At 36.2% G+C, this 15,816-nt stretch carries 20 protein-coding genes; 8 read left to right on the top strand and 12 right to left on the bottom strand.

Going from position 1 to position 15,816, the window contains the following annotated elements:
* Positions 1-115: 115 nt before the first annotated feature.
* Positions 116-625 carry a peptidylprolyl isomerase gene (locus I8T81_RS07195; protein ID WP_004700945.1) on the top strand — a complete coding sequence of 170 codons (510 nt, stop codon included), beginning with the start codon at positions 116-118 and terminating at the stop codon, positions 623-625.
* A gap of 15 nt (positions 626-640) precedes the next feature.
* A complete protein-coding gene (locus I8T81_RS07190; RefSeq protein ID WP_134261788.1) occupies positions 641-1,360 on the top strand; it encodes a UDP-2,3-diacylglucosamine diphosphatase in 720 nt (239 codons plus the stop codon).
* Here I8T81_RS07190 and I8T81_RS07185 read toward each other — a convergent pair whose 3' ends face one another.
* Entirely contained in the window at positions 1,361-1,579 is a 219-nt protein-coding gene (locus tag I8T81_RS07185) for a hypothetical protein (RefSeq protein ID WP_077169307.1), read from the bottom strand.
* A 139-nt stretch (positions 1,580-1,718) separates the two neighbouring features.
* On the opposite strand from I8T81_RS07185, the gene nfsB reads away from it, so the two are divergent.
* Complete coding sequence (nfsB, locus tag I8T81_RS07180) at positions 1,719-2,372, top strand: oxygen-insensitive NAD(P)H nitroreductase (protein ID WP_039255256.1); 654 nt, start codon at positions 1,719-1,721, stop codon at positions 2,370-2,372.
* A gap of 37 nt (positions 2,373-2,409) precedes the next feature.
* Here the strand turns inward: nfsB and I8T81_RS07175 are convergent, their stop codons facing one another.
* The 5 genes from I8T81_RS07175 to tsaE all read right to left on the bottom strand — a co-directional run bounded on the left by I8T81_RS07175 (position 2,410) and on the right by tsaE (position 7,377).
* Positions 2,410-3,267 (bottom strand): DMT family transporter, encoded by an 858-nt coding sequence (locus tag I8T81_RS07175; protein ID WP_198072457.1) that lies wholly within the window; start codon positions 3,265-3,267, stop codon positions 2,410-2,412.
* Positions 3,268-3,397: 130 nt separating this feature from the next.
* Positions 3,398-3,910, bottom strand: a complete 513-nt coding sequence (gene hfq / locus I8T81_RS07170; protein ID WP_190977680.1) for an RNA chaperone Hfq — start codon at positions 3,908-3,910, stop codon at positions 3,398-3,400.
* Between the two features lie 94 nt (positions 3,911-4,004).
* Positions 4,005-4,949: a tRNA (adenosine(37)-N6)-dimethylallyltransferase MiaA gene (gene miaA / locus I8T81_RS07165; protein WP_077163431.1), complete on the bottom strand. Its 945-nt coding sequence runs from the start codon at positions 4,947-4,949 to the stop codon at positions 4,005-4,007.
* A 6-nt stretch (positions 4,950-4,955) separates the two neighbouring features.
* On the bottom strand, positions 4,956-6,911 hold the full coding sequence (mutL, locus tag I8T81_RS07160) for a DNA mismatch repair endonuclease MutL (RefSeq protein ID WP_068932986.1): 1,956 nt from the start codon (positions 6,909-6,911) through the stop codon (positions 4,956-4,958).
* Positions 6,904-7,377: a tRNA (adenosine(37)-N6)-threonylcarbamoyltransferase complex ATPase subunit type 1 TsaE gene (gene tsaE / locus I8T81_RS07155; RefSeq protein ID WP_031944951.1), complete on the bottom strand. Its 474-nt coding sequence runs from the start codon at positions 7,375-7,377 to the stop codon at positions 6,904-6,906. Before tsaE ends, mutL begins: the two co-directional genes overlap by 8 nt.
* A gap of 119 nt (positions 7,378-7,496) precedes the next feature.
* On the opposite strand from tsaE, the gene I8T81_RS07150 reads away from it, so the two are divergent.
* The 3 genes from I8T81_RS07150 to I8T81_RS07140 all read left to right on the top strand — a co-directional run bounded on the left by I8T81_RS07150 (position 7,497) and on the right by I8T81_RS07140 (position 9,366).
* On the top strand, positions 7,497-8,405 hold the full coding sequence (locus I8T81_RS07150) for a pseudouridine synthase (protein ID WP_198072456.1): 909 nt from the start codon (positions 7,497-7,499) through the stop codon (positions 8,403-8,405).
* 111 nt (positions 8,406-8,516) lie between these two features.
* The gene (locus I8T81_RS07145; RefSeq protein ID WP_004700921.1) at positions 8,517-8,825 is read left to right on the top strand and encodes a type II toxin-antitoxin system RelB/DinJ family antitoxin; all 309 of its coding nucleotides are present in this window, start codon (positions 8,517-8,519) and stop codon (positions 8,823-8,825) included.
* Between the two features lie 97 nt (positions 8,826-8,922).
* On the top strand, positions 8,923-9,366 hold the full coding sequence (locus tag I8T81_RS07140) for a GNAT family N-acetyltransferase (RefSeq protein ID WP_077163434.1): 444 nt from the start codon (positions 8,923-8,925) through the stop codon (positions 9,364-9,366).
* Here I8T81_RS07140 and I8T81_RS07135 read toward each other — a convergent pair.
* Positions 9,359-10,063 (bottom strand): pseudouridine synthase, encoded by a 705-nt coding sequence (locus tag I8T81_RS07135; protein ID WP_191001433.1) that lies wholly within the window; start codon positions 10,061-10,063, stop codon positions 9,359-9,361. The genes I8T81_RS07140 and I8T81_RS07135 overlap by 8 nt on opposite strands.
* Before the next feature lie 103 nt (positions 10,064-10,166).
* A complete protein-coding gene (locus I8T81_RS07130) occupies positions 10,167-10,385 on the bottom strand; it encodes a hypothetical protein (RefSeq protein ID WP_004700915.1) in 219 nt (72 codons plus the stop codon).
* 254 nt (positions 10,386-10,639) lie between these two features.
* On the opposite strand from I8T81_RS07130, the gene I8T81_RS07125 reads away from it, so the two are divergent.
* Entirely contained in the window at positions 10,640-11,092 is a 453-nt protein-coding gene (locus tag I8T81_RS07125) for a DUF441 domain-containing protein (protein ID WP_004700914.1), read from the top strand.
* 51 nt (positions 11,093-11,143) lie between these two features.
* Here the strand turns inward: I8T81_RS07125 and I8T81_RS07120 are convergent, their stop codons facing one another.
* On the bottom strand, positions 11,144-12,064 hold the full coding sequence (locus I8T81_RS07120) for a LysR family transcriptional regulator (protein ID WP_004700912.1): 921 nt from the start codon (positions 12,062-12,064) through the stop codon (positions 11,144-11,146).
* 261 nt (positions 12,065-12,325) lie between these two features.
* On the bottom strand, positions 12,326-12,754 hold the full coding sequence (locus I8T81_RS07115; RefSeq protein WP_025465208.1) for a hypothetical protein: 429 nt from the start codon (positions 12,752-12,754) through the stop codon (positions 12,326-12,328).
* A gap of 227 nt (positions 12,755-12,981) precedes the next feature.
* On the opposite strand from I8T81_RS07115, the gene I8T81_RS07110 reads away from it, so the two are divergent.
* Entirely contained in the window at positions 12,982-14,181 is a 1,200-nt protein-coding gene (locus tag I8T81_RS07110; protein ID WP_039251457.1) for an MFS transporter, read from the top strand.
* A 26-nt stretch (positions 14,182-14,207) separates the two neighbouring features.
* Here the strand turns inward: I8T81_RS07110 and I8T81_RS07105 are convergent, their stop codons facing one another.
* Together I8T81_RS07105 and I8T81_RS07100 are read right to left on the bottom strand one after the other, a co-directional pair.
* Positions 14,208-15,191: an ion transporter gene (locus I8T81_RS07105; RefSeq protein ID WP_198072746.1), complete on the bottom strand. Its 984-nt coding sequence runs from the start codon at positions 15,189-15,191 to the stop codon at positions 14,208-14,210.
* A 138-nt stretch (positions 15,192-15,329) separates the two neighbouring features.
* On the bottom strand, positions 15,330-15,764 hold the full coding sequence (locus I8T81_RS07100) for a hypothetical protein (protein WP_004700904.1): 435 nt from the start codon (positions 15,762-15,764) through the stop codon (positions 15,330-15,332).
* Positions 15,765-15,816: the final 52 nt, after the last annotated feature.

The raw sequence follows: 15,816 nt of genomic DNA, 5'->3' as shown, positions 1-15,816 counted from the left end.
TCATTTTTCACAAAGATTTTAACGTTTTTTACTTGCCTTGTAGTTTACAGTTTGCTTATGCTTCTCTCAACCAAAAAACCCATGGTCATAAGCCCATGTTTAGGAGATTAATGTAATGAGTTTTCCTCAAGTCGAATTAAACACCAATAAAGGTCGTATTGTTCTTGAACTAAATACTGAAAAAGCACCAAAAACAGTAGCAAACTTTTTAGAATACGTACGTGACGGTTTTTATGACGGCGTTATTTTCCACCGTGTCATTGATGGTTTCATGATCCAAGGCGGCGGGATGGATGAAAACTTCAAAGAAAAAGCAACTCGCGATGCGATTGAAAATGAAGCTGACAACGGCTTGAGCAATGATGTTGGTACAATTGCTATGGCACGTACTCAAGCGCCTCACTCTGCTTCAGCACAATTCTTCATTAACGTAAAAAATAACTCTTTCTTGAACCATACTTCAAAAACTGCTCAAGGTTGGGGTTATGCTGTATTTGGTAAAGTTGTTGAAGGTATGGACGTTGTAGAAGCAATCAAAGGTGTACGTACAGGTAACCGTGGTTATCACGCTGACGTTCCTTTAGAAAACGTTGTTATCGAATCTGCTAAAATTATTTCTGAATAATTTTAGGAATAAGCTGTGACCTATCTGTTTATTTCAGATTTACATTTGTCACCTGAACACCCTCGACTCGTTCGAGGGTTTTTAGATTTGTTGATACATTATCAAAATAAGCAAACACAGCTTTACATTTTAGGTGACTGGTTTAACGCTTGGATTGGGGACGATTATTCAGCCCCTTGGCTCGATGAAATTGTCGAAGCTTTAAAAGCATTTAATCAAAAAGGTAATCGAGTTTACTTTCAAGTGGGTAACCGCGACTTTGCTCTAAATCAGGTTTTCCTGAATAAGTTTAATGGTGTGTTATTACCAGATACGTATTATCTTAATATTTCAGGACAGCAATATCGTTTAGAACATGGTGATGCGTTGTGTACAGATGATATTTCTTACCAAAGATTTAGAAAAATTATTCGAAACCCGCTTTTAGTCGCTTTTTTACGACGAACACCTCTAAGTTTCCGCACGAAACTTGTCAATGGTTTCCGCAAAAGAAGTCATTCAGACAAACAACAAAAAAGTTACGAGATTATGGATGTGAATGAACAGGCCGTAATTGCTGCTTTAGAAAATGTTGATGCACTTATTCATGGTCATACTCACCGTCCCGCAATTCATGAGATACAACAAAAACAAAGAATTGTACTAGGTGACTGGCGTGAAGATCATGCAAAAATTTTAGAAATTGCTCCCTCTTCACATATGAAACAAATTAAACTAACTGATTGGTATTATTAATTATTTATTTTTCAAATGTCTAGCTTGTTTATTTAAATCGAAATCCCAGATCATACATAGGCAGGTAATGAATACAAATTTCCAGTTTATATGTCCGTACTTTTGATATTCGATATATAAAATTAAAATGCACAATACAAATGCAAAAATTAGAAAAGCTTTAACAATTCTAATTTCTCGCAGTTTACTTTTTCGATTAATTGATATTAATTCAAACATTTTCAATAAATTAGTAAAAAATTTATATAAGTATTATATTTATTTATCACAGTAAAACGCAGATGTTTTTCTATAAAATCGCGTATGATGCCAAAGATTAAAGCCCTTCCATTGTAATAAGATTGATATGGAGTAAAGTATGGATATATTAAATACGGTTAAAAGTCGCTACACCACAAAAGCGTATGATCCTGAGAAAAAGATTCCTCAAGAAAAATTCGATAAATTACTAGAAATCTTACGCTTTACACCTTCTTCAGTGAATATACAACCTTGGCATTTCTTAGTTGCTGACAATCCTGCGGCTAAAGAACGTATTGCTAAGGCCTTAACAGGTCGCTATGCGTACAATGCGCCAAAAGTCCTTGAGTCATCACATACACTCGTATTTTGTACAAGAACAGATATTTCACCTGAGTTTTTAAACCAGTTACTTGAACAAGATGATTTAAGTGGCCGATTCAAAGATGAAAAAGCAAAACTCGGCCAAAAAGATACTCGCCATGGCTATGTTGAATTTTATCGTAATGAGCAGAAGAACTTATTTGGTTGGATGGAAAATCAAACCTTTATTGCTTTAGGGCAACTACTTTTTGCAGCAGGATTAGAAGGAATTGACGCAACACCCATGGGTGGTTTTGACGAAGATATTTTAAATGAGGAATTTGGTCTAAAAGAAAAAGGCTTACGAAGTTCAGTCATTGTCTCACTTGGCTATAGAAGCGAAAATGATTTTAATGCCAAGCTCCCAAAATCTCGCCTACCTGACGAAGTGATTTTTACTCACTTATAAAAGTTAGTAGAGTTCAAAAGAACTTTCTTTTGGACTCCTATTTCATAGTAAGTGCTAAACATACTAGACCACTTATTCCTAAAATTGTTCCTAACATGGTTGGTAGTTTTAATTTTTCTTTATATAAAACTACACCACAAACGATGCCAAGCAATACGACCAAAATATTCATGCTTGCAAAGACAATAGCTGGAGAGTCTTTAAGTAAAATATGTGCTTTAACATATAGAGCTATGTTTGAAAAATTCAGAACTCCAAGTAACAATCCAGCCAGTGTGTTTTTAAAACTCCATGCTGACTTTTTTTGGAAAAATAAATAAATAATTGATAAGACAAAAGATGTTATAAAAATTAGATTCAAAGTTAACGTAAACTGTAATCCTAAACTACTCGTATATTTTAATAAGATATCTACTGCTGCATAACCAAACCAAACACTCATTAAAGCAAAAATTGCTTTTTTTGTCTGCTGGCCTGAAGAACCATTGAACTGTCCAAATACAATTAAAAAAACAGCGAAAATTCCTAAACCTATTCCCAATAATTTAAGAGAACTAAACTGTTCATGAAAAAAGAAATAAGCTGCTAACAAAGAAAGTACTACAGATAGCCGCTGAGCGATTTCAGTTTTGACAATACCAGCATATTCTAATGATTTTGCAAGACACAAAAAAATACTTGGTAGAATGATCCCTAATGCAAAAATTAGCCACCAAGGCGTGTTTTGTGTAGATATATGCTGTATATCTGGCTTAAACCACCAATAGCATAACAAGCTTGCACTTGCATAATTCCATGCAATCATCTGCATGGGCTGGTATCCCTTTTTCTTTAAATTTTTTAGCAGCACGGAAACCAAAACACTGCACAGTGCTGCAGCAAATATTAATATCATTCGCAAAGAACCTATTAATTAACCAAAATTTTAAGAAATAAGATGAACTGAGAGCTGGCTAATTTATTTTTATATTTTTAAAGCCATAAAAAAACCAGTCAGTTTATGACTGGTTTTTTATGGTAATCAATTAACGATTATTTTCGTCTTCTTGACCATCTTCAAATTTAGAATCGCCATCAAAACCGCCTTGGTGTCCACCGAAGCCACCTTGACCGCCGAAGCCGCCACCTTGACCACCGAAGCCACCTTGACCGCCGAAGCCACCTTGACCGCCGAAGCCGCCACCTTGACCACCGAAGCCACCTTGACCGCCGAAGCCACCTTGACCGCCGAAGCCGCCACCTTGACCGCCGCCAAAGCCAGTACCTTGACCACCGAAGCCACCTTGACTACCACCCTGAGCTGGGAAACCTGCACCTTGTGCACCTGCTGGACGAGGGTTACGAGCTGGAACAACCGTAGAAATAGCGTGTTTGTAAACCATTTGACTTACAGTATTTTTTAATAAAACAACATATTGGTCAAAAGATTCAATATGACCTTGTAATTTAATACCGTTAACAAGGAAAATAGAAACTGGGATACGTTCTTTACGGAGAGAATTTAAGAACGGATCTTGTAAAGTTTGACCTTTAGACATTTTTAACTCCAAAAAAAAATTTTTAAATCAGCGCAAAAAAACTATCTTTATTTTTCAACTAAAAATTATAAAAAGACAGTGTGCAAATTTTGCTTTATCCATAAGAGTTTCGCAAGTCTTCTTTCGCCTGCTTTATCGTCAAGTAAGTTTTAAAATCGTGTATTTCTTGCAAAGAACGTAACCACGTATATTGACGTTTGGCAAGTTGTCGTGTTGCAAATAGGGCTTTATCCTCCATTTCCTGCTTTTTTTTGAGACTCATATCACTTTTTAATAGAAATTCTAGAGCTTGTCGATAACCAACTGAACGCATAGAGGGTAAATTTTCATCTAAATCGTATTTTTCAATTAGAGACTCAACTTCACTCAAAAAACCGATATCCCACATTTTGCTCAATCTTTGCTCAATGCGTTGATGTAATTCTAACCGATCTGGAAGCAAAGCATAGTTATGAAATATGTATCGATATGGTACATTTTTTGGTTGTTCAGCCTGCAATTTAGTAATTGGTTGACCTGTAATACGATAAACTTCAAGCGCTCGGATAATTCTTTGCTTATCAGAAACTTTAAATTTTCCAGCAGCAATCGGATCTACTAGCAATAAATCATTATAAACGGCTTCCCAACCTTCATTTGCCGCCTTTTCTTCAATTGCTGCACGAACATTTGCATCAGCACTTGGTAAATTACTTGATAAGCCTTCCAAGAGCGCCTTGAAATACAACATGGTTCCTCCTACCAAAATAGGAGTTTTACCGCGCGAATGCATTTCATCAATTAAAGCACATGCATCTTCAACAAACTGAGCAGCCGAATAAACTTCAAGTGGGGTAATAATATCAATCAAATGATGTGGATATAGCTCCTGCTCTTCACGAGTGGGTTTAGCTGTACCTATATCCATATCTTTATAAACAAGTGCAGAATCAACTGAAATTAACTCAAAATTTCCACGCTCATAAAGTTCACATGCCAAAGCGGTTTTTCCGCTTGCAGTCGGTCCCATTAAATTGATGACGGGCAATTGATTTGACATGTAAAACTACTCTCCTCGAGCAAATAATTTATCTAGTTGAGATAATGGAAATGCACGCCAAGTTGGACGGCCATGGTTACACTGACTCGCAAATTCAGTTTGTTCCATTTGGCGCAGCAAAGCATTCATCTCAGAAAGGCTGAGTTGTCTGTGAGCTCTCACTGCCCCATGACACGCCATACCAGCTAACAGTTCATCACGCTTTTGCAATAACCCTTGTGCTTCATCATTTGGATCTAAATCATTTAGAAGTTCTGGAATAAGATTTTCAAAATCCGCTTTTTGCAAAATAGCTGGCACACCACGCACAATCACTTGCTCGTCGCCATATAAATCGATCTCTAATCCTAAGCGTTCAAGCTGAGGTTTTAAATCCTCAACCCGCACAGCTTGCATACGACTAATTGAGATCACTTTAGGTATAAGCAACTGTTGAGACGTCCAAAACTCAGGTTTATCCCAAGCATTTTTCATTTGCTGCAGCAAAATACGTTCATGTGCTGCATGCATATCAACAATAATCAACCCTTCCGTATTTTGCGCCAGAATATAAATTCCATGAAGCTGAGCAATGGCAATACCTAATGGAAATTCATCGACTTTAGCAACAGGCTCAATATTTTCATCAACTGAAAAATTGGCAGCAGGTTGATCACGTAATGGAGCCAAGTAAGTCTTTAAAGCATTATTTAACTGCGCAGAACCATTATATTTTGGGGTTTGTTCTGCATAGTGAACAGCTTGTGGACGACTGTCATTAAAATCAGTTAAAAGTTCAGTAGACGGCTGATAACTACTCGGCTTGTCTAGTGTTGTATCAACAGCTTGCTCTGTACGATGCAATGTGAATTGTTCTTGATATTTAGGCTGAGGTTGTACCCATGAGGCCTGAGTATCGTCCACCTTCATAGCTTGGGCTAAATCAGCACTCGCTGTCTGAAATTGTGCTAGAGTTTCTTTAGCGTAATGTCTTACAAACTCATGTACTTCGCGTTGATTTAGAAAACGAATCTCATGTTTGGTTGGATGAACGTTAACATCAATATTTTCAGGATCAACTTCTAAGAAAAGTAAATAAGATGAATGCTGATGACCATGTAAAATACCGTCATAAGCCATTCTTAAAGCATGTGAAATGGTTTTATCTTTCACAATTCGGCCATTTACATAGACATATTGTAAGTCTGCTTGAGCACGTGCATCTGAAGGATGTCCTAACCAACCTGACAAACGCATGTTGATACTGTCAGCATCTATCCAGTAAGCATTTTGAACAAACTGTTGACCCAATAATTGCTGTACACGCTGAAATCTTAATTCACCACTATCGGCTATTGGTAAATTAATCCGAATATTATCGTTATGCTCGAGTACAAAACGTATATCAAAATGTGTTAAAGCCAGACGACGTACAATTTCTTCAATATGACCAAATTCAGTTGTGGGCTTTTTTAAAAACTTACGGCGAGCAGGAACGTTAAAAAATAAATCCTGAACTCGAATATGAGTGCCCTTTTGTGCAGCCACAGCTTGTACTTGTTGGTGGTCAAAGGCTGTACCATTCACTTCAACCTGATGACCAATTCCGCTTTCATCTTGGCTACTGGTTAAAGTTAATCGTGAAACCGCAGCAATAGAAGCAAGCGCTTCACCACGGAAACCTAAACTGACGATTGCGTGTAAATCTTCTGCTGTTTTAATTTTACTTGTTGCATGACGCATGACTGCCAATGGTAAATCATCAGAATGTATTCCATGCCCATTGTCAATGATCTCGATTAGTGTTGATCCGCCTTGTGCAATCCGCACAATCAGTTCAGTTGCACCCGCATCAATTGAGTTTTCTAATAATTCTTTTACAACCGATGAAGGACGCTCAATTACCTCCCCGGCAGCAATCTGGTTGGCTAACGCGGCGTCTAATGTATGAATACGACGTTGTGCTAGCTTTTCATCAGTCATGAAGCTGTTCCTGCAAAGTCTGGTACAAATGCTCTGTTGGTAAAGTTAAAGTGACGAAACGATTGAGTTCATCATCTGATTTTTGAATATCAATAACAATATCTGCCTGCGGTATTTCGTCTCCACCTTTCGATGGCCACTCAAATAAAAATAGTGCATCCTGAATGTCTAAATAATCACGGATTCCCATTAATTCAAGTTCGTAGGGGTCATTCAAACGATATAAGTCAAAATGAAAAATTTCTTTATTATTGATTTTGTATGGTTCAACAAGTGTATAGGTAGGACTTTTAACCGAGCCTTTATGCCCTAAAGACTGCAAAAAATAACGGGTTAATGTCGTTTTACCGGCACCCAAATCGCCAATCAAATAAATCACACCGGCCTGAACATGCTGCGCCAATGCCTGAGCTAAACGCTGGGTATCTTCTTCATGATTTAAGACAATTTTCAATGAATACGACATAACACACATAACATGATTCAAAATAATCGATATGATAACATTGCCCTGCTTTAAAGCCTACTTAAGTCCTTAACGATGGCTTTTTTTACACCACATTTATTAAATATTGACACAGTTTTATGTCTAGTCCGATTGAATTTTTCCCACCTATGATTGATGGCGTAAGCGCAAGCCAAGTCTATCTTCCGACTCAAACAAATGCTCAGACCATCTATCAATTTCTTTGTGAAAATTTTCCTCATATAAAAACAGTTGAGTGGCAACAACGTTTTCAGGATGGGCTTATTTACGCAGCAAATGGTGAAAAATTAACATTAGATAGCCCATATATAGCAAACACTCATATTTTTTATTATCGCTTTCTTGCTTATGAAGCCCATGTTCCCTTTGAACATCAAATTTTATTTGAAAATGATGACTTGCTTGTTGTAGATAAACCTCATTTTTTAACCATTAGTCCAACCGGGCAATATGTACAAGAAACGCTATTAGTCAGATTAAAAAAACAAACGGGTAATGAGTTTTTAACCCCAATCCATCGATTAGACCGTGAAACTGCGGGAGTCGTTTTATTTTGCAAACGGCCACAGTCACGCGGGGTTTACCAACAGTTATTTGCAGACCGTCAAATTCATAAGATTTATCATGCAATCGCTCAATATAAAGCTGAATTAAAATTTCCTCAGACTTTAAAACTCTATTTAGATAAAGGTACGCCCTTTTATACAATGTGCGTTATTCCCCATACTAAAACCAATACAGAAACAAAAATTGAGTTGCTTGAGCATAACCAATCTTGGGCTAAATACTGTTTAACACCCACTACAGGAAAACAACATCAACTCCGTGTGCATTTAAGCCATTTGGGAATTCCGATTAAAAATGATCCGTTTTACCCAATAGTTCAACATAAAGCTGACGATGATTTTTCTCAACCGTTACAGCTATTAGCTAAGCAAATTTCTTTCATAGACCCTCTCACAAAACAGGAAATGGTTTTCAATTCTTACTTTGAATTGACACTGTAATCATATCGTAATGACAAAAAGATTATTTTTTATGCTGAAAGACATTGAAATTACATTCCGATGGTTTAAAATAAATCCCTAAAAATTAAAAATCATTTGGTTTTGTTATTCATGCGAAAAACAGAAGTTTATCAGGTTCGACTTGACTCCCAAGAGAAAAAACAGGCTTTTGCTGTTTTTAAACAATTGGGGATTACCCCTGCCCAAGCAGTGCGACTGTTCTTTAAACAAGTCGTCTTAACTAAATCTATTCCTTTTGCTATCGAAAATCAGAACATTAATATGGAACAATTATTAAAACTGAGAAAAGCGAAAGCATCTTCCTTAAATCAGAACCCTTCAAGTTTAAATGAAGATGATGACCACGAAGATTTATTTGAAGAGTTAAATGCCTTATTAGGTGAAAGTGACAACACTTAACAGTGTTGCATTTTTAAACAACTTTTAACGTCAATTGGTTGGTTTTTTAGTTATGCTCTCTTTGTAAAAACATAAACATAAATACAAGGAGCGCCTAATGATTGTAAGACGAGCGACCAAAGAAGATTTAACACAGCTTGCTGTCCTATTTGATGAGTACCGTCAATTTTACGGAGCATCTTCTAATCTTGATGAATCACATCATTTTTTAAAACAACGTTTTGAAAATAAAGAAAGTGTATTCTTTATTCATATTAAAGATGAAAAAATCACAGGTTTCGTATTACTGTACTTAGGTTTTTCTTCAGTTGCTTGTTCAACTTATTACATCTTAGATGACGTATATGTTACTCCAATGTTCCGTCGTCAGGGTTCAGCAAAACAGCTTATTGATACAGCGATTTTATTTGCAAAACAAGAAAATGCTTTACGTATTAGCCTAGAGACTCAAACGAACAATCATGAATCTCACCGTCTCTATGAAAAAATGGGATTTATTCGAGACAGTGAATTTCAGACTTTCCACTGTTTTCTTAAATAATATTTTGAGCGAGTTGTTTTTCCTGCTCAGACAAATACACCCAATCCCCTTCCTCAATTTCAGGTAAGACCAGTTGGCCTATTTGATGTCGGTGTAATTTTTCGACTTTATTGCCAACAGCTGCAATCATTCTTTTGACTTGATGATATACACCTTGATGAATAGTCATCGTTAATTGATGGGTTCCAAGTAGTGCTACATCTGTAGCAGCAAATATCCCTTTTTCTTGGTGTAAATTAACGCCTTGAGTAAGCATTTCAATTTGTTCAGGTGTGACTGGGTCGTAAGTCGTCACATGATAAACCTTAGGAACATGTTTACGAGGATGCGTTAAAGCTTGAAGATATTTACCATCATCAGTAAGTAACAATAAGCCAGTTGTATCTTGATCTAAACGACCAATGGCTTGCACACCACGTTGAATCATAGTTTCAGGTAGCAAGCTAAAAACACTTCGATGATGCTGAGGATTGTGCGAACACTCGAAACCTTGCGGCTTTTTCAGAGCAATATAAATTTTTTCTCGATACAGATAATTTTGACCAAAAACAGAAAATTCAAAATTTTCTGGAGAGAATTGCTTTTTAAGATCACTTGCAACCTCTCCATCAATACTTACAGAACCATTTTTTATTAACTGCTGGCAATATTTACGTGAACCGAACCCTTGTGATTGCAAAATTTTTTCCAGCAGCATAAAGCCTTCTCTTTAAAACCAAACCATTATTTTAACGCAGTTTTCGAACTTTATTACCCTTTTTGCTTTATCAACTTTGTACTTAACTCTCATCATTTTGAAGTTATTCTTCAATGACGCGATAAATTTTCTCGTTTTGTTCACTTTCAAATAACAATTCAGTCGTAGGCAAGATAATTTCATTATCCACAATAATATGTTCAATTCGCTGACTTAGCTTTAGAGGCTCATTATCATGTTCAACCAAATTCTTCTTGAGTTGAGCTTTCGCATCATAAATTTTTTCGAATTGATCTTTAATTTTAATATCGACAATGTCCATATGAATCATCCTAAAACTATGACTAATGATTATTTTTATATCACAACATTTCAAAAGAAGAGTTTTTAACTTGTTAATTTATATAACATCGTTTCCAATCGTAACCAGAAAGCAAAACTCTTTATGATTGAATCATATAGACTAAAATTGTGATTACAAATTCATACTCTAATCTTTGCAACTTTTAAATGCTTTCACATTTTGATTCTCAATTATTATACAATTCAAATTATTTGCTTTCCTTGCCACTCTCCATGCTTGCCCAATTCGATGTTAATTTAGTTGTTTTACTGGTTTTGCTGATTTGTGGCTTATTAAGCCAAAATGCTGCTGTAACAATTGCAGCAGGTGTGCTTATTGTGATTAAGATTACCCCGCTAAATGAGTTTTTTCCTTATATCCAAGCGCACGGTCTTAATTTAGGAATTCTTATTTTAACGATTGGCGTACTTACCCCCATTGCGAGTGGCAAGCTTAGTGGAGAAAGTATTTTAAAATCGTTTGTTAGTTTTAAATCTTTGATTGCCATTGCAATCGGTCTACTTGTTGCTTGGTTAGGTGGACGTGGTGTAAAACTTATGTCAAGCCAACCTGATGTAGTTGCAGGCTTACTCATTGGTACAGTTGCAGGCGTTGCACTACTTCGCGGAGTACCAGTTGGCCCACTCATTGCAGCAGGGCTATTATCTTTATTTATAGGCAAATAAAAAAGGCACATCTAAGTACCTTTTATTACTACTTGGGCTAAGTACCTATGTTTAGCCTGAATAATAAGAATTTCGCTTTAAAGAGAACTTTTCTAATTGTTTTAAAAATCCCTCAAAATAGCTCTTCTCTTTTTCTTCAACTCGATAGCCTGCATATAATGTACGTCTTAAACCATTTTGAGAAACACAATCTAAACGGCGGCTAGTGACCCATCCCTTTTGCTCATATTCATTTACTACCCAGTCTGGTAAAGCAGCAATACCTCGCCCACTCGCTACAAGCTGAATAAGCATTTGAGTTAAATCTGTTGTGCGAATTTGTTTAGGTTGAATATTGGCAGGTATAAACAGTTTCGACATGATATCTAAACGATGCTTATCAACGGGATAAGTAATAAGAACTTCTTCTGCAAGGTCTTGGACCGTAATATTTTCAGCACGTACCAATCGATGAGTGTTTGATAGAACTAAACGTGATTCATATTCAAAAATTGGAAAATATTCAATTCCTTTTAATGCAATTGGATCGGCTGTAATGAGTAAATCAAACTCACCATTTTGTAAAAGCTCATGTGGGTTTGACTCAAAGCCTGAAGCAAAATCTAAATCAACATCTGGATATTGATGACGATATTGATTGAGCAAAGGCATTAGCCAGTCAAAGCAGCTATGGCATTCAGAAGAAAAAATAATTCTACCCGTTTGCCCATGCACAATACGAGTAATATCACTTTGAGTAATTTGAATCTGTGGCAATACATCATCAGCCAATTTGAGCAAGCGCTGCCCAACATTCGAAAAACTAACAGGTCTGCTTCGACGATTCACAACCTCTACCCCATACCAATGATCTAATTCTTTTAATTGGTGAGAAATAGCAGAGGGTGTTAAACACAAATCATTAGCTGCCGCAACAAGTGAACCATGTTCACGTAATGCAACCAAAGTTTTAAGATGACGAATTTCTAACATGGGCAAAAGCCTGAATAAATAGATTTATCCATAAATTTTGAAACTTTTCTCTTATTTGAAGAAGATAGAGTGAATTTAGATAAATCATTATTAATGAATAGTATTCATCTTATCACAATATTAATTAATATGCCTCAACTTGCTTTTTACTTGATTATTTTTAAAGTAAATAAGCCAATTAAATTTTAAAACATTGATTTTATTTAATATAATTTTTTTAACATATACAAAGAAAAAGGCCTAACGGCCCTTTTCATTTCATCACTCTGCTTTTGGTTTAGGGAATGCCTGCTCAAAATCGATGAGCTTAAAACTTTTCACCAAATCATCTTGCCCGTACGTTACTTCATAAGAAGTTTCTTTCCCACTAAAATACGCCTCAGTTGGTGTTCCAAATACTTCCCATAGCCCGAATGACGCAACATCCGCTATACCGTGTCCAAATGCACGGCTGACTTTCGCCCATTTTGGATAGCCTTGTTGGAAAGTATAAATCTCGACTCTTGTACCATCACGATATTCAGAAAGTACAGGTGCTCCTAGCTCAGCAATGACATAATTGCGAGAACTACCCGGATTTAACACGTTTAAATTTTTTTTACTTGGTTGATTACCCGCCATAAAGACTGAGCAACCTGACGTAGATAACATAACCAACCCCATAAGGCAGGCAATACTTAATTTTCTCACGATTTAGATTCTCTATTTTTTAAATATTTATACAACTTATTGTAATGCCTAAAGTATTACGAACTTATCATATATAATTTATTAAAAAATTTCGATAAATTATTTAAAATAAATATAAAATGCTTTTGCTTAAAACCTGCAACTGTACGCTCAATGTTTTAGTTTTTTATTATTTTGACCTTTTTTCCCTTATACTTTCATTTTTGAGTCTCCTTTTTTAATTTATTATGGCGTCCCCCCAATCTTCATCCAACACACCTCAACATTATTCACTGTTCTTAGCAATTTTCTCTCTCGCAGTTGGTGGTTTCTGTATTGGCACCACCGAATTTGTGGCAATGGGCCTTATTCAAGAAATTGCACACAACCTAAATATTACAGTACCTGAAGCTGGACATTTTATTAGTGCGTATGCATTAGGTGTTGTTATTGGCGCCCCTATTATTGCTATTTTGGGTGCTAAAGTTCCTAGAAAGACTTTATTGCTTTGTCTCATGCTGTTTTATGGTATTGCTAATGCTTGTACAGCCCTAGCAGATACTCCTGAGACCGTTTTAGTTTCTCGTTTTATTGCAGGTTTACCCCATGGTGCATATTTTGGAGTGGGTGCTCTAGTCGCTGCTGAACTTGCAGGCCCATCACGAAGAGCTTCTGCAGTTGCACAAATGATGATGGGTTTAACCGTTGCTACTGTTATTGGCGTACCTTTAGCGACATGGTTAGGCCAACATTTTGGTTGGAGAGCAGGTTTTGAATTTTCAGCAACGATTGCATTTTTTACTTTAATTGCTGTAGCTTGCTTTGTGCCGAATATTCCGGTTCAAGCTACTGCCAGTATAAAAACAGAATTGGCTGGGCTTAAAAATATAAATATGTGGTTAACCCTTGCGGTCGGTGCAATTGGCTTTGGAGGCATGTTTTCGGTATATAGCTATGTCTCACCTATTTTGACTGAATATACAAAAGTTAATATTCAAATCGTTCCTATTGCGCTAGCACTGTGGGGAATCGGAATGGTGATTGGAGGTTTAGCAGCTGGCTGGCTTGCAGATAAAAACCTCAATAAAACCATTGTAGGCGTACTTATTAGTTCAGCAATCGCCTTTGTTGTTGCAAGTTTTCTAATGAGTAATATATATAGTGCTATTGCTTCTTTATTCTTAATTGGATTGACTGTAATGGGCTTAGGCGGAGCATTACAAACACGCCTGATGGATGTTGCAGGTGATGCACAAACACTAGCAGCTTCGCTTAATCACTCAGCTTTTAATCTTGCGAATGCATTAGGTGCATTTTTAGGTGGTTGGGTACTGAGTCATCAGATGGGCTGGATTGCACCGATCTGGGTAGGATTTGTATTAAGTCTTGGCGGTCTTATTATTTTACTTATTGCATTTGCTGTCGAGAAAGCAACTCAAAAAGCCTGACTAGCGCCAGACTTTTGACCAAAATACTAGTCTGTTAGCTTTCCACCACAATGTGGGCAATAACATTTCTTTTCCCTTTCCACTTCTTTTTCTTCTAATACCTTTTCGCGCATGATTTGAATAATCAGATTATGCGCTTGTTCTTTTGGCAATCCGACTTTTTGCCGAATACGTTCTATTTCAATTTCATCGTGAATGATATCTATACCACGCACTTGAAGTAACTCTCGGAACTCTTGTTCAAGGCGCTGATTACGCTGGTTCAGTTCATTAGCTAAACCAGAGGCTAAAATACCAGCCGGTAAAGCAGCAATCCCTACCCCCAAAATTGTAATCAAAGCACCTAGCAACTTTCCTAAGCTGGTTACGGGTGTGACATCACCGTATCCGACTGTAGTTAAGGTAACGACTGCCCACCACATTGCTTTTGGAATAGAGCTAAAAGCTTCTGGTTGAGCTTTATTTTCAACCACATAAATACCTGAAGCAGTCATAATAATCATAATGATTAAAATGAAAATTACTGCCTGAAACGAGCCCTTTTCCCTTTTAATGACACAAAGCAATATTTGCAAAGAGATAAAATAGCGGGTTAATTTTAAGAGTCGAAGTAAACGTAAAATTCTAAGCATACGAAGATCTATTCGTACAAAGAAATTTAGATATGCAGGCAGAATTGCCATGAGGTCAATCAGTGCCTCTCCACTCTTCATCCAAGCAAAACGCTGTTTCCAAGCAGGTTGTGTCGGATCACGTTCGACTACACTCCAGAGGCGCAAGAGATATTCAATACTGAAAATTGTGATAGAGATATTTTCAAAGTAGTCAAACCATATACAATAGCTGTAATACAGATCATTTACTGTTTCTAGCAATACCGCAATTACATTACCTATAATTAAGAAAACCAAGAAATAGTTAATACATCGACTTACTGTCGTTTCGTAATCATGATCATGAAGGTTGTTATAGAAGAACTTACGTAATGCCTTCCAAGCTAAAACTCGCATACGGATCTGAGCCACATTATCTTGAACATATATTAAGCTCACACACGCAAATTCACCACTATAACTCTTAATAAAATATTTTATTAATTGTATTAGCTAAACAATCATAAAGAATATTTCATATTTTCTAATTATATTTTAATGGGCAGCAACATATCTAAACTCATTTTCTTCCCACCATTGCACATCATAAATACCGCCATGTGATTTCAAAATGACATTAATATAATTTTGAAGCAGCATAATATGATGAGTAATATCCAATTTTCTAAAAAGAAATCTTTTCAAAATTGGTGTATTTGGTGAAATAAATATTGCGAAACCATTGCTATATTCTTCATAAACACTAATACCAATATACATCGTGATCTCTGGTAGAGGTACTTCTATTTCCCACCCCCAACGTTCAGGATTTAATTCGATATTTAAGTGATATCTATTTTTCAAGATACTATAAATATATTGTGCAATATCTTCAGTTTTCTGTACTAATGTATTTCCGTCTTCTGTTGATAATTTTTGATCATATAACTGATAATCATCAAATTTAAATTCAACAATTGTCTTTAGCATTTTTAAGTTCCATATATAAAATACCCGTGTTCTTTTTAATTATTTTTAAGTT

This window comes from Acinetobacter seifertii (assembly GCF_016064815.1).
GTDB lineage: Bacteria > Pseudomonadota > Gammaproteobacteria > Pseudomonadales > Moraxellaceae > Acinetobacter > Acinetobacter seifertii.
The sequence above is the reverse complement of the archived record's forward strand: the minus strand, read 5'-3'. Positions and strand labels throughout refer to the sequence as shown.

Coding starts and splice junctions, on each gene's coding strand:
- nfsB (WP_039255256.1), top strand. CDS start 1,719: ATGGATATATTAAATACGGTTAAAAGTCGCTACACCACAAAAGCGTAT.
- I8T81_RS07120 (WP_004700912.1), bottom strand. CDS start 12,064: ATGTTAGAAATTCGTCATCTTAAAACTTTGGTTGCATTACGTGAACAT.
- I8T81_RS07125 (WP_004700914.1), top strand. CDS start 10,640: ATGCTTGCCCAATTCGATGTTAATTTAGTTGTTTTACTGGTTTTGCTG.
- I8T81_RS07100 (WP_004700904.1), bottom strand. CDS start 15,764: ATGCTAAAGACAATTGTTGAATTTAAATTTGATGATTATCAGTTATAT.
- I8T81_RS07150 (WP_198072456.1), top strand. CDS start 7,497: ATGTCTAGTCCGATTGAATTTTTCCCACCTATGATTGATGGCGTAAGC.
- I8T81_RS07130 (WP_004700915.1), bottom strand. CDS start 10,385: ATGGACATTGTCGATATTAAAATTAAAGATCAATTCGAAAAAATTTAT.
- I8T81_RS07135 (WP_191001433.1), bottom strand. CDS start 10,063: ATGCTGCTGGAAAAAATTTTGCAATCACAAGGGTTCGGTTCACGTAAA.
- I8T81_RS07175 (WP_198072457.1), bottom strand. CDS start 3,267: ATGATATTAATATTTGCTGCAGCACTGTGCAGTGTTTTGGTTTCCGTG.
- mutL (WP_068932986.1), bottom strand. CDS start 6,911: ATGACTGATGAAAAGCTAGCACAACGTCGTATTCATACATTAGACGCC.
- hfq (WP_190977680.1), bottom strand. CDS start 3,910: ATGTCTAAAGGTCAAACTTTACAAGATCCGTTCTTAAATTCTCTCCGT.
- miaA (WP_077163431.1), bottom strand. CDS start 4,949: ATGTCAAATCAATTGCCCGTCATCAATTTAATGGGACCGACTGCAAGC.
- I8T81_RS07110 (WP_039251457.1), top strand. CDS start 12,982: ATGGCGTCCCCCCAATCTTCATCCAACACACCTCAACATTATTCACTG.
- I8T81_RS07195 (WP_004700945.1), top strand. CDS start 116: ATGAGTTTTCCTCAAGTCGAATTAAACACCAATAAAGGTCGTATTGTT.
- I8T81_RS07185 (WP_077169307.1), bottom strand. CDS start 1,579: ATGTTTGAATTAATATCAATTAATCGAAAAAGTAAACTGCGAGAAATT.
- I8T81_RS07140 (WP_077163434.1), top strand. CDS start 8,923: ATGATTGTAAGACGAGCGACCAAAGAAGATTTAACACAGCTTGCTGTC.
- tsaE (WP_031944951.1), bottom strand. CDS start 7,377: ATGTCGTATTCATTGAAAATTGTCTTAAATCATGAAGAAGATACCCAG.
- I8T81_RS07105 (WP_198072746.1), bottom strand. CDS start 15,191: ATGCGAGTTTTAGCTTGGAAGGCATTACGTAAGTTCTTCTATAACAAC.
- I8T81_RS07145 (WP_004700921.1), top strand. CDS start 8,517: ATGCGAAAAACAGAAGTTTATCAGGTTCGACTTGACTCCCAAGAGAAA.